The organism is Nocardia sp. NBC_01499 (assembly GCF_045040275.1).
Lineage (GTDB): Bacteria > Actinomycetota > Actinomycetes > Mycobacteriales > Mycobacteriaceae > Nocardia.
This window is the reverse complement of sequence record NZ_CP109426.1, coordinates 9,014,345-9,027,148: the sequence shown is the minus strand read 5'-3', so window position 1 is coordinate 9,027,148 and position 12,804 is coordinate 9,014,345. Positions and strand designations below refer to the sequence as shown.

Annotated in this window: 11 protein-coding genes; 4 read left to right on the top strand and 7 right to left on the bottom strand. The window is 68.0% G+C overall.

Annotated features, from left to right (window positions below):
- The first annotated feature begins 69 nt into the window (after positions 1–69).
- From OG203_RS41155 to OG203_RS41145, 3 genes are all read left to right on the top strand, one after another.
- The gene (locus tag OG203_RS41155; RefSeq protein ID WP_405162592.1) at positions 70–777 is read left to right on the top strand and encodes a GntR family transcriptional regulator; all 708 of its coding nucleotides are present in this window, start codon (positions 70–72) and stop codon (positions 775–777) included.
- 99 nt (positions 778–876) lie between these two features.
- Positions 877–1,347 (top strand): GAF domain-containing protein, encoded by a 471-nt coding sequence (locus OG203_RS41150; protein ID WP_405162591.1) that lies wholly within the window; start codon positions 877–879, stop codon positions 1,345–1,347.
- Between the two features lie 183 nt (positions 1,348–1,530).
- Positions 1,531–2,424, top strand: coding sequence for a class I SAM-dependent methyltransferase (locus tag OG203_RS41145; RefSeq protein WP_405162590.1), 894 nt, complete (start codon positions 1,531–1,533; stop codon positions 2,422–2,424).
- 48 nt (positions 2,425–2,472) lie between these two features.
- Here the strand turns inward: OG203_RS41145 and OG203_RS41140 are convergent, their stop codons facing one another.
- Entirely contained in the window at positions 2,473–3,126 is a 654-nt protein-coding gene (locus OG203_RS41140) for a maleylpyruvate isomerase family mycothiol-dependent enzyme (RefSeq protein ID WP_405162589.1), read from the bottom strand.
- Positions 3,127–3,170: 44 nt separating this feature from the next.
- Between OG203_RS41140 and OG203_RS41135 the strand changes: the two genes are divergently transcribed.
- The gene (locus OG203_RS41135; protein WP_405162588.1) at positions 3,171–4,085 is read left to right on the top strand and encodes a MerR family transcriptional regulator; all 915 of its coding nucleotides are present in this window, start codon (positions 3,171–3,173) and stop codon (positions 4,083–4,085) included.
- 83 nt (positions 4,086–4,168) lie between these two features.
- On the opposite strand, the gene OG203_RS41130 is transcribed toward OG203_RS41135, so the two are convergent.
- The 6 genes from OG203_RS41130 to OG203_RS41105 form a co-directional block, all read right to left on the bottom strand.
- Positions 4,169–5,857, bottom strand: a complete 1,689-nt coding sequence (locus OG203_RS41130; RefSeq protein WP_405162587.1) for a hypothetical protein — start codon at positions 5,855–5,857, stop codon at positions 4,169–4,171.
- A 249-nt stretch (positions 5,858–6,106) separates the two neighbouring features.
- Entirely contained in the window at positions 6,107–7,345 is a 1,239-nt protein-coding gene (locus OG203_RS41125; RefSeq protein ID WP_405162586.1) for an acetyl-CoA acetyltransferase, read from the bottom strand.
- Positions 7,346–7,377: 32 nt separating this feature from the next.
- Positions 7,378–9,153, bottom strand: coding sequence for a class I adenylate-forming enzyme family protein (locus tag OG203_RS41120; protein WP_405162585.1), 1,776 nt, complete (start codon positions 9,151–9,153; stop codon positions 7,378–7,380).
- A gap of 9 nt (positions 9,154–9,162) precedes the next feature.
- Complete coding sequence (locus OG203_RS41115) at positions 9,163–10,347, bottom strand: thiolase family protein (RefSeq protein WP_405162584.1); 1,185 nt, start codon at positions 10,345–10,347, stop codon at positions 9,163–9,165.
- Entirely contained in the window at positions 10,340–11,332 is a 993-nt protein-coding gene (locus OG203_RS41110; protein WP_405162583.1) for an LLM class F420-dependent oxidoreductase, read from the bottom strand. The genes OG203_RS41115 and OG203_RS41110 overlap by 8 nt, the downstream gene beginning before the upstream one ends.
- Positions 11,329–12,789, bottom strand: coding sequence for a carotenoid oxygenase family protein (locus OG203_RS41105; RefSeq protein ID WP_405162582.1), 1,461 nt, complete (start codon positions 12,787–12,789; stop codon positions 11,329–11,331). The genes OG203_RS41110 and OG203_RS41105 overlap by 4 nt, the downstream gene beginning before the upstream one ends.
- Positions 12,790–12,804 lie beyond the last annotated feature (15 nt).

The window sequence follows — 12,804 nt, the reverse complement described above, 5'->3', positions numbered from 1 at the left end:
ATCGTCGGCTGGCGGTTCGATCCCTGGGCTATGCTCGAACGGCAAAGCCACTGGTCCGCGGAGGTTTGGATGACGACACCGGTAGATCGGCCCGATCCCGTCTACACGGCACTTTCCGAACACAAGGGTCTGCTCGCCCGGTCCAGTCGCAGTTCGCAAACCGCCGACATCGTGCGGGCGAGCATCCTGGACGGGGCATTGCGGCCGGGCACCCGGCTGTCCGAGCCGGATATCTGTGCGGCGCTTGGCGTTTCGCGCAACACCCTGCGGGAGGCGTTCCGCTCGCTGATCGAGGAGCGGCTGGTCACCCACGAGCTCAATCGCGGTGCGTTCGTGCGCATCCCGACCTCGGACGATGTCGCGGAGCTCTACCAGTGCCGCCGGGTCGTCGAGGGCGCGGCGGTGCACGGCTTCGACCGCGCCGACCAGGAACCGACCGAACTCGCCGCAGCCCTGGCCCGCGCGGATGCCTGTGCGCGGGAACAGGATTGGACCGGTGTCGGCACGGCCGATATCGACTTCCACAAGGCGATCGCCGCGCTCAACCGCAGCAGGCGGCTGGATCAGATGATGTCGAACGTGTGGAACGAGCTGCGGCTGGTCTTCCACGTGATGGCCGATCCGCTCACCTTCCACGAGCCCTACCTCGCCCGCAATCACGAGATCTACCAGGCGATAGTCGACGGACGGTCCAGCGAGGCGGCGAAGATGCTCGCCGACTACCTCACCGACGCCGAATCCCACATTCGCGGCGCGTACACCCACATCGTCGCCTGAGCGGTTCGCCGCAGTGTGAGCGCAATCCTGGCGACTGGACGACACACCGAGGAGAGTGGGACGACTTGTCCCGTGTGTCTCAGGCCAGGAGAGGTCGTCATGTCCGACAGCAGTGCACAGTTCCGGCCGATCGAATCGCTACTCGAGCAGACAGCCGCCGAACTCGGAGTGCGCTCGGTCTTGGTGATGCGCTCGACGCCGACCCACATGACGGTCGAGGCGACGGCCGGTGCGGCGCAGGTGCACTACACGGTGGGCGCCGAGGGGAAGAAGGGCGTGGCCTTCGCGGAGGCGAAGGAGCTGTACTGCGAGCGGGTGGTCGACAACGACGCCGAGCTGTTCGTGCGCGACTCGCGCGCGAACCCGGATTTCGCGGGCAACGAGGACGAGGTGGAGTTCGGGCTCGTCAACTACCTCGGGTTGGCCGTGCACAATCCGGACGGCAGTGTCTACGGCACCGTCTGCGTGCTCGATGACCAGGCGCGCGACTACACCGCCGAGGAGCGGGCGCGGCTCGCGGAGCTGCGCGCGGCGGCCGAGCAGGCCCTCGCCACCGAGCCACGCCCCTGACCGACGAAAGCATGCGCTGACCGGGTGTTCTGCAGGTTTCAGCACTGAGTCGTAGGATCAATTCCGTTACCGGCTCTACCCCTTATCGACAGCAGCGTAATCGCCAAGTCGGCAAGCGGTTCGCGTGCATTTCTACCGGGACTGCTTGCCACACAGGTCATTCAAGACTTCGAGGAGAGCACCATGCGTACTGAAGGTGATACCTGGGACATTGTCAGCAGCGTCGGGATGACCGCGCTGTTCGTCGCGGCCGCGCGGGCGGTCGAGACCGCCCAGTCCGACGCACTGATCCATGACGAATTCGCCAAGCTGTTCGTCGAGGCGTCCGGCGATCCGGTCACCAACCAAATGCTCACCGAACGCGATAAGTGGGCGGAGCATCCGCTCGGCACCGGATTCATGGGACTGCGCAGCAAGTTCTTCGACAACCTGTTTCGCACCGCGGCCGAGGACGGGGTGCGGCAGGCGGTGATTCTGGCCGCCGGGCTCGACGCCCGCTCCTATCGCCTCGACTGGCCGCAGGGCACGGTCGTGTACGAGATCGACCAGCCCAAGGTGCTCGAGTTCAAACGGCAGGTGCTCGCCGACGCGGACGCGACGCCCAAGGCTGACCGCAGGGAGGTGGCCGTCGACCTGCGGGAGAACTGGCCCGCCGCGCTCATCGAGGAGGGTTTCGATCCGACCGCGCCGACGGTGTGGTCGGCCGAGGGCCTGCTCCCGTATCTGCCAGGGGCCGCACAGGACGCGCTGTTCGCCAGGATCGATCAGCTTTCGGCGCCGGGCAGCAGCCTGGCCTGCGACGCCATCGACTCCGATGTTGACTTCAAGCAGCTCCTCGAATTCCAGAAGGAGCAGCTGCACGACACACCGTTCGCGACGCTGGACATCACCGACCTGTTCTATACCGACGATCGCTCGGATCCGGCCGAATGGCTGACGAAGCAAGGCTGGACCACAGCCACCGCGCTGCCCGAGGAACTGGCCGAACGTTATAACCGGCCGCTGGGCGAGATGCTCGATCCACTGGCCCAAATGTTCAACAGCATCACGTATTTGACCGCCGTCAAGCCGTCCTGAGACCTGGTGGACTACGTGGGCTGCCGGTGGTCGACGGCAGCCCACGATTCATGTCCGGTCCGCGATCAGCGTGGCCGCGCCTGGACCGGTGAGTTGCGCGGCCGCCGCGGCACGGCCGGTCGCGAGTAGAAGCAAAGCGCCAGCCGTCCCTTCTACGAGCACCCCGTCCCCGGCCGACCACTCGATGTCGGTCGCCACGAGGCGATAACCCGCCAGCCGCTCGTCGATGCCGAACCTTGCGGCGGTCGCCCATACCCGGTCCAGCGCCGATCGTGCTGGCGCGGAAGGCATCTCGCGGACGATGCCGAGCGGTATCGCGATGTCTTGCACGTGCACGAGCATGTCGATCAGTCGATCGGCGGGGACCGTGCCGACCGGGACGAACCGCGAGGGTGCGCTCGCGCGCAACTCGGCGAGCAGCTCCCGGGTGCCGACCCGGTCGGCGTACCGAATGGCGGTGTCCCGCAGGGCTCCGTGCACGCTGCCACGCGCGCGGATCAGGTTGACCAGGATCCAACCGAGATTCGCGCGGGTGCACAGCACCGCGTGCGCGACGACATCACGGACGCGCCAGTCCGCGCAGAGGGACGGGTGGTCCCAGTCGGACTCGGCGCGGTCGGCGAGCAGCTCGGCCATGATCGTTCGTTCGGCGGCGACCGCGCGCCAGATCTGTTCGGTCGTCATGGATTCGGTGTGGTTCATTGCATTACCGTAGGAACTCCACCTGAGTGGAGGTTCAAGCTGTTGTGACCGAGGACACGCGTCATGCCGCGGTGAGCATCGGGGAGTTGGCACGCCGCACCGGCGTTCCGGTCCGGACGATCCGGTTCTATTGCGACAGCGGGATTCTGGAGTATCGCCGGACCGGCGGCGGCCATCGGATGTTCGACTCCCCCGCCGCGGTCGATCGGCTGCTGCTGGTTCGCCGGTTGCGTGCGATGGGTTTGCCGCTGCCCGCGATCGTGCGCGTGCTCGACGGTAGCGAGTCGATCGGCGCGGTGGCCGCAGCGGAACGCGCCGCGCTCGATACCGAACTGGATGCGTTGCGGTGGCGTCGGGCGGCGCTGTTCGCGATCGAGAGCGCGCCCCCGGACGAGCGCGCCGGCCGTCTGGAACTGCTTGCGGCGGTGCATGACCGCAGCGTTGTCCTCGACAGCATCGTCACGTTCTGGCGACCCATCCTCGGCCTGCTGTCGCGGGCGGACTTCGATTCGTTCATCGATATGACCGCGCCGCCGCTGCCGAGCGAGCCGGCGCCAGGTCAGGTCGTCGCCTACGCCGAGCTCGCCAACCTCGCCACCGATGCCAGCGTCAAAACGGCGATGACACACCAGATCTGGCGATCGGACCGCGAACGTATCGGCGATCGACGGCAATTCGTGACCGCGCTCGCCTACGCGTGCGGGGTCGCGGGCCCACTCGTCGCGGCCGGCGAAGCGCCGCGTCCCGGAGCCGAGCTCGACCAGTACGTGCACGCGCACGCGGCGGCCAGGCACGAACGGGACACGCCCCGGTTCCGGCGCGCACTACTCGACGGCGCGACGGACGCCGATCCCCGGGTGCACCGCTACTGGCGCCTCACCGCCGAAATCACCGGCACCGAGGCGACAGCGGGAGGCATCCACTACTGGTTGCTTGACGCGCTGCGACAGACGGTCTAGCGGTCTGCGGAAACCGGGCTCAAATAGCAAGCGAGCCTGTCGAGTTGGCTACCAACTCGACAGGCCGCTTCGCGACTCGATCATTACCGGTCGCGCCCCGTGGCCGGGGTGGACGTCTTCCGGCTGGTCCTGGCACGCCGCCGGGCCGCCTGCAGTTCGGCGAGTTCCTGTTCGAGGATCTCGGCGATGCGGAACTGGCCGGTGTCGTGGATCTCCGGGGTGGGGGTGGCGTCCTTGTTGGCCTTGGCATCGGTTGGGGTGCTGGCCTTTTCGTCGGCCGCGGCGGTCGGCCGCTTGATGGCGGCGGTCGGCGCGGTCGCGGACGGGCGTTCCGCCGACGTCACGGTGAGCTTGTCCGGCGCGGGCGCGGCGGACTTGGTCGCCTTCGCCGGTGTTGGCTGCTGCGCGGCGACCTTGGTCGGGGTGACCGGCCTCGGGGTGACCGACTTCGGGGCGGGCGCCGGGTTCGCGGGCTTGGCGGGCGTGCTAAAGCCGTTGACCGTCGGGACCGGCTTGCTGTCGATATCGGCGGCCGCGCTGCGCTTTTCGCCGTTCACGGCCGCGGGCGTGCTCTTCGCCACCGGCGGGGTGACCGCCTCGGCCGCGGGCTTGCGGTCGGAAGTGCCCGGTGCGGAACCGTTTTCGGACTTCGCCGCAGGCCGGGTCTCGGCCTTGGTGTCGGCGAGGTCGCTGCCGAGGGTCGCGGCCGCCACCACCTTCGCCGAGGGCGGCGGGGTCGCGGAGCGGAACGCGGATCGAACCGGAGCGGCGGGCTCCGACACCGTGTCGTCGTCCTCGTCGGCGATCAGGACGGTCGGCGCGTCGTCGATCTCGGGGTCGACGATGGCCTTGCCGCTCGGTCCGGCGTTCAGTTCCGCCAGCGGGTCCGGTTCGGCCTCGACGGTCAGTTCGGCGATCGAGCTGGCCGCCATCATCTCCGACGGCGAGCGGCGCATCCGATAGCTCGCGATCGCGGGCAGGGTGCGGCGAATCTGCTCGGCCGGGTCGGGCAGATCCCGGACCTGGTCGGTGGCGCGGTGGATGGCGAGGCCGTAGCGCGCGCTCGCGGCGTCGTGGATGAGCAGCGAGACGCCGATCATCACCGGCGCGACGGCGTGCACGGCAGCGTCGTACCAATGCTCGGCGCGCAGGTATGGATACGTGTTGAGGGTGACGGTCAGCGCGAGCAGCGCGACCTCGGCGGAGACAACCTGACGGCGGTTGTCGACGACACCCCATTCGGCCACCTTGTTGGTGCCGATCATGATGATGATCAGGCAGACGCTGATCATGCCTTCCAGCAGGTAGCTGAACCAGTACAGCGGGTCGCCCGGACCGCCGGGCGCGATGTTGTGCTGGACATTGACCGCGGACCACAGCATGCCCGCAGCGACGACACCGGCCAGCGCGCGCAGCGACCAGGCCCGGTGCCGATATAGGGAGGCCAGTTTGGCATGCGGGCTCGACTCACGGCGCTGTGCGGCAATTGCCTTACGGGCCACCAGTAGATCTCGCATGTCGGCCTTCTCGATCGCTTCGGTGGTCTGCCTGGCGCGGTCGGCCGCTCCCGCGGCGGCTTGAGCCTCTTTCCAGCGCTGACCCCGGTCTTGCCCGCGAATCTTCTCCGCGAGCTCGCGTTCCGCTAGCAGCTCATCCTCGGAGAGCGCTTCGGTCAACGCGGGATCGAATTGGTATGCCAGCCGGCCGCGGGCCTTCTCGACCCGCCTCGCCAGCTGTGTGACCTCGTCCTCAATGGGATGCTGGATGGTCATTTCGGCTCCAAGAGGAGATTCGATGGCAGACAAGTGATCACGCGTGGGAAGGCTACATCGCATTCGCCGTCGACGCACCGTTGCCAGCGAAAACCGTCGATTTGCCGGGTGGATGCGGCGTGCCGCGACCGCGTTTCCTTGATGATCATAGAACAGGCGCGACGATCCGCAACCGCAAAGTTGCCGACCATCGCCGAGTGTCCTTGCCGCCTCGGCGAATACGGCAAGATCAGGAACGGTGAGACTTCACTATGACCGTTTCGTCTGACTCTCCACGACGAAACTCGCTGCGGTCGTGGCGCTCCCACCAATGTTGAGGGTGGCGAACCGGCGGGCGTCCGGCACTTGGTAGGCTCCTGCTTGCCCGGTGACCTGTTTATAGGCATCGAGTACCATTCGTACACCAGTCGCACCAACGGGATGACCACCACCTATCAATCCGCCGCCGGGGTTGATCGGCAAGCGGCCGTCGCGCGCTAAATCCCCACCCTCCACGGCTTTCCAGCTCTCACCCGGGCCGGTAATGCCGAGGTGGTCGATCGCCATGTACTCGGACATGGCGAAGCAGTCATGCACTTCCACGCCGTCGACAGCATCGATATCGGGCAGTCCGGCACGGCCGAGCGCATCGAGCATCGTCTGGCGCACATGGGGAAACACGTACGGATCGTCCGCACTGACGCGCAACTTCTGTGCCAACGACAGACCCGCGGTGCGATGACCCCAGCCCGTGACCACCGCGCGGCCCTCGGGCCGTAAGTCGGTGCGCCGCGCCAAGAATCGGTCCGAAACCAGAATCACGGCGACCGCACCATCGGTCATCTGACTGCAATCCTGACGGCGCAGCCGACCGGCCACCTGCGGGTTCGCCACGTCGTCGGCACCGAAGCTGTTCGGGGTAAATGTCCAATTCCTGGTCTGCGCAAGCGGGTTGGCGCGGGCATTGGTGATGTTGAGTTCGCTGATCGCGCGCAGATGGGCGTCATCGAGACCGTAGCGGCGGTCGTATTCGTCGGCGAGATCGGCGAACATGGTGGGCCACACGAACTTCGTGTCCTGCGCCTCGTGGCCGACCCAGGCGGCGGCACCGAGATATCCGGCGGCCTCCGCACCGGGCACGGTCTTCTCCAACTCGGCACCCAGCACCAGCGCGCAGTCATAGCGACCCGACTCCAGATCCGCCATCGCGGCCAACATCGCCATACTGCCGGAGGCGCAGGCGGCTTCGTGCCTACTGGCGGGTATGCCCCACAGCTCGGGGATGACCGTGGCGGGCATACCGCCGAGTTGACCTTGTCCGGTGAACAATTGACCGAACGCGTTGCCGACGTGGATCACGCCGATCTCGGCCGGCGCGATGTCTGTCTCCGCCAGAGTGTGGCCGATCACCGACCCGACGAGCGCGTCGAAGCCCTTGCCGTCGCGGTGCCAGTTGACGGCGAAATCGGTTTGGCTGCCGCCGATCAGGTGAATGGTGCTGTTGGACATGGAAACTCCTGTAAGTCGTTCGACTCTCGTTGCTAGTGGTCATCGGTGAGCGTCGCCCGCAGCTCGCGGCGCAGCAGCTTGCCGACCGGGTTACGGGGCAGCGTGTCGACGATCGCCAACCGTTCCGGCAATTTGAACGACGCCACCTCGCGGGCCCGCAGATGTTCGATCAGGGCGTCCAAGGTCACCGTCGCACCGGGAGCGGGAACGACGAAGGCGCAACACTTTTCGCCGAGCACGTCATCGGGGTAGCCGACCACCGCCACATCGGCGACGCCGGGAGCGTCGGCGAGCAAACCCTCGATCTCGGCCGGGGCGATATTCATGCCACCGCGGATGATGATCTCCTTGATCCGGTCGACGAAGCGCAGATATCGTCCGTCGACGCCGCACAGCTCGAATACGTCTCCGCTGCACAGGAACCCGTCTTCATCGAACGGTTCCGCCGTCGCGGTGCCTGGCAGGTAGCCGCCGAAAACCGCAGGGCCCGTGATCCGGAGTTCGCCAACCCCACCGACTTCGGTGATCGTCGCGCCGGTGCCGACGTCGACGAGCTTCACCCTCGTACTCTCGGCAAGCCGGGTCGCCCAGCGAACGCCCGGCGCGCCGTAACGCGGCAGGTACTGCGCGCGGGCGATGGGATCGGGGAAGTCGACGGGCGCACCGAGCAGGCTCACGCCTTCGTTGGAACCGAAGAAGTTGAGCACCTCGATGCCGAGCTGGTCCTGCCAGCCTCGAACCACGCTGGGCGGCAACGGCGCACCGCCGGAACCGACCCGCTGCAGCGAGGACAGATCCGCCGAGGTACGCAGCGCCTCGTTGTGCAGCAGCATCGTCAGCAGCGCGGGCGGCATGCTGGTGTGTGTCACCCGATGTTGCGCGATCTGTCCGAGGAATACCGGCAGATCCAGTGGTTGATGTTGCACCAGGTGTCCGCCGGTGAGTAGCCACGGCAGGAACGAGGCCGCGAAGCCAGCCATGTTGACCATGGGAAAGGGGTTGAGCAGCACCGACTCCGGGGTCAGGTGCAGTCCGTCCTGCACGCCCCACGCCATCGCGAGCCAGTCGCCGTGACAGCGCGGAATCCCCTTGGGCGCCGCCTCGGTTCCGCTGGTCCAGCAGATGGTGACCCGATCGTTCACCGAAACCGTCAGTCCGCGAAGGTAGAACCGCAGCCGCTCTCGGTCGGCCGCGTCCACCGGGTCGTCCAGCGCGATCGCGTCGTCAGGCACGCCTTGGCCGAACGCGAAGACGGTGCGCGAGCATCCGGCCACTTCCATTGCCTCGCAGGCGAGTTCGCGTCCCGACAGCTCGCCCGCGGTGATGATCGCCGTCGCGTCGGCGGCGGCGACAATGCCGGACAACTCGTGACGGCGATAGGAGGCGGGCATGGGTGTGGCGACCGCACCGAGCCGCCATAGCGCGAAGTAAGTGGCGGTCAACGCGATCGAATTCGGCAGCAGCACCGCGACCGTGTCGCCCTGCCGAATGCCGTTGCGGTACAGCACCGCCGCGAGATCGGTGCTGCGCTGGTCCAATTCGCGCCAGGACAGGGTTTCCGGCCGCGCACCGGTCAACGCGGCGAGGTTGGCGGGGTCGGTGACGGCGGGCGCGTCCGGTGCCGCGGCTACCCGGCGCTGAAACAACTCCGGCAACGTATCCGGTTGCCACCAGCCACGATCGAGGTACTCGCGCACCGTGTCCGCGGGGTGACAGGTGCGTACCGATGCGCCGGTGCCGGAATCAGCGGCTACGGCAGCGGCGTTGGCGGCAGCGACGTCGGCTGCGGTGATCGGCGACTCGGCCATGGTGTTCCTTCAGTTCAGACGGCGCAGCACGACCGCGGCGCCAAGCCCGAGGGCCGCGGGAATGGTGACCAGCGCGTATTCGCCACCCGTGCGCGTGAGCGCGTCGAGCGCTTGGACGATCAGGTTCCCGCCGGTGGCCCCGAGCGGATGCCCGACCGCGAGCGCGCCGCCGGTCGGGTTGACCAGTTCGTCATCGAGGCCGAGTTCTCTGGTGAGCAGAATCGGTGTGACAGCGAAGGATTCGTTGACCTCGACCACGTCGAGGTCGGCGGTGGTGAGGCCAGCGCGATCGAGGGCAAGTCGCGCCGCGACGGCCGGTGCGGTCAGCAGTGGCGAGCGGACCGCGGTCTGCGCGGTGCCGACGATCCTGGCGATCGGCGCCCGCCCGAGCAGCCGCTCCGCGCGGCGGCCGCCGACGACCACGGCGGAGGCGCCGTCGGCAAGCTGTGGCGCGGTCGCGATCGTGTGCAGGCCGTCCGCCGGGCGGGGTGCGCCGGGCAGGCGGCGAGTCACCCGCTCCCACGCGGGATCGTCGCCGAATAGCGCGGGCAGTGCGGCGAAGGCGTCGGCGTTCGCGTCGGTGCGTGCGCCCTCATCCGCGCCGAGCAGCACGGTTCCACCCTTGCGGACGGGCACGATGGACTCCGAACCCGTTGCGGCAGTGGCTTTCCGGTGTGATCGAACCGCGTAGGCGTCGAGTTCGGCGCGGGTGATGCCGTAGGTCGCGGCGGTGAGATCGGCGGACACTCCGATCGTCACGAACCCGGTGCGTTCGCCGAGGTCGGTATCCGTGGCGATGGCGGGCCGGTCCGACAGCATCGGCACCCGGGACATCGATTCCACCCCGCCCGCGACGATCACGTCCGCGTAGCCCGCGGCGACCCGGGCCGCCGCGCTCTCGATCGCGTCGAGCCCGGAACAGCACAACCGTGACACCACGGCGCCGGGCACCCGGTCCGGCCAGCCCGCCCACAGAGCCGCCGCGCGGGCGAGGTTGCCGCCCTGCTCCCCCACCGGCGTGCTGATGCCGACGAGGATGTCGTCGACGGAATCCGGGCTGAGCGAGCGGCTTTCGAGCGCGCCGAGTAGTTGCCCGAACAGCTCGTAGGGTGGGATCTCGGCCAAGGTGCCGCCGGATTTGCGGACGCGGGCGCGGGGCAGTCGGACGGCGTCATAGATGTAGGCGTCAGTCATGGTCGATCCTCGCCAGGGTCTCGAGCGTGTAGTGGCCCGCCGGGTCATCGGCCGAAGTGGCGGGCACTACGACGATTTCGTCGGCACCCGCATCGCGATACGCGTCGAGTCGCTTGGCCAGTGCGGCATCGTCGCCGAACATGCCTACGACTGCGGGCAATTCGTCGGGCACGGCCGCCAGGACGTCGCGCGGGTGCGCGCCGCTGTGCGCGAGACGCACGACCTCGCCGAATCCCGCCTCCTCGAACATGGCGTCGTAGCCCGGTGCCCGCAGATAGCCCACGACACCGCGACGAACGGTGGCGAGCAGGTCGGCCGTCGGATCCGCGGCCGCGGTGACCCACACCGAGATCGCGGGACTCGGTACGCCCGCCGCGTCCGCGGCCTCCCGCGCCAGCCCGGCGCACCGCGAAACCTGTTCGGGTGTGACCAGATTCAGCACCACGCGATCGGCGGTGCGTGCGGCGGCGGCCAAGGCACGCGCGCCGAAGGCGGCAACGGTGATCGACGAGTGCGGCGGCGCGAGCCGGAGCCGATAGCCCTTGGTGCGCTCCACCGTCCCCTCGAAATCGACCTTGTCGCCGGCGAGCAGGCCCCGCAGGATCCGGGCCGAGTCTTCCAGATGTGGTGCGGTGCGACGCCTTTCGCGGCCGTGCCAGCCGTTGACGACAACCGTGCTCGAGCTGCCGATGGCGACGTCGACGGACCGACCGGTGAGCGCGGCCACGCTCGCGACGCCCATGGCGATGGTGGCGGGGCTGCGGACATCGACGGCAAACGGGCCGAGGCACAACGGCATTCGGCCGGGAGCCACACCGATCGCGGTAGCCACCGCGAAGGCGTCGAAGGTCGCCATCTCGCCGATCCACAGCCGGTGGTAGCCGAACTTCTCGGCGGCTTCGGCGACCGCAAGCGCGTCCAACGGATCACGGTCCTGCCAATACGGCAGGCTCACACTCAGCTGGGCGCGGTCGGCCGCGCTCACTCGGCCGGGTTCGCGGACGCACGCATCCGCTCGCCGCTGACCCAGGTGGCGTGGAAGCCGAGGGGCACCCGGGTAGGCAGGCCGAGGCGGCACACCGGACCGGCGGCGAGGTCGGCGGCGTTGTAGATCCACACCTCCGACAGCTGGGTGTGGCTGTTGAACGCGAACATCGTCAGCCAGGCGTCGTCCTCGTCGCGCGCGTCCGGGCGCGGCACCACGGTGAGTTCGCTGCCGAAGAAACCGTCGCCGAACGGCTGGGTTTGTTTGGCGCCGGTGCGCAGGTCGTATTTGATCACCGCGTCGAAGAGCATGGTGCTGTCCACCGACAGTCGCATTTGATACGACCAGCGACCGCGCTGGCCGGTGGTGCCCTGGTCGATGGCCGGGAATTCGGTGTTGACGTCGTCCATGGCCTCCTCGAGGGTGGCGCCGGTGCGCAGGTTGAAGCGGTACCTGTGCAGTTTCGCCTCGGGGCGCAGATAGGCAAGCAGCTGTGCGAGCGGGTTCGTGCGGTCGGATACGGGGCTCGGCTTGGCGACCCGGCAGACGACCATGACGATCTCGTCACCGTCCTCCCACGAGTTGACCGTGTGATAGATGTAGCCGGGCGCGGCCTCGAACCAGCGCACCTTGGTACCGTCGCCGCGCCGGGGCAGCACCGCGAAACGGCTCGGCAGCGTGCGATCGAAGAACAGTTTGAAGCGGCCCGCCGCGGCGGCTCTCGGGTCGTTGTACAGCGGCAAGTCCATCAGGATCGAGTAGTTCTCGGTGATCGCCATGTCGTGCGGCAATCGCGGGCCCGGCAGCTCGAGTCCGGTGTAGTGGGTGACCGTGCCGGACGGGTCGGCGATGCCGTAACGCAGGTACGGCGCGTGGATGCCGTAGTCGAAAAAGATGAATTCCTCGGTCTTTTCGTCGACTTTGGCGTGCGCGGAGATCTCGCCGGGCAGCGTGCCGCCGAAGGTGTCGACGCCGCGGGTCTCCAGGCTGATCGGGTCGAGCGCATAGGGTTTGCCCGCGCGGTACCACAGCGAGAGCAGGTTGCCGTGATGGAAGGCGACGTCGGTGTTGGCGGAGTTGCGTTCCCTGCGGTCGCCCGGCGGGTTGGCGTCCCACGGCTCGATCACGCCGCGCCACAACGCGGTTCCCGCGGCACGTTCGGCCTCGAACTCGGCGGTGCGGATGTAGCGGTTGCGGTAGGTGGCCTTGCCGTTCTCGAAGTGCACCGCGTGCAACATGCCGTCGCCGTCGAACCAGTGGTAGCGGCCGATCGGCGCGAACTGGGGGTTCGGGCCGTTGCGGACGTAGACGCCGTCGAGGTCGGCGGGGAGTTCGCCGTGCAGGACGGCGAGGTCAGTGGCGGTGATCTCGTCCGCGGTGGGCGCGTACATGCCCTCCAGATACGGGTTGGTCAGCGCTTGCGCCGCCGGTGCGATCAGTTCTTCCTTGAGCGTCATGAGTTGCAACCCTTC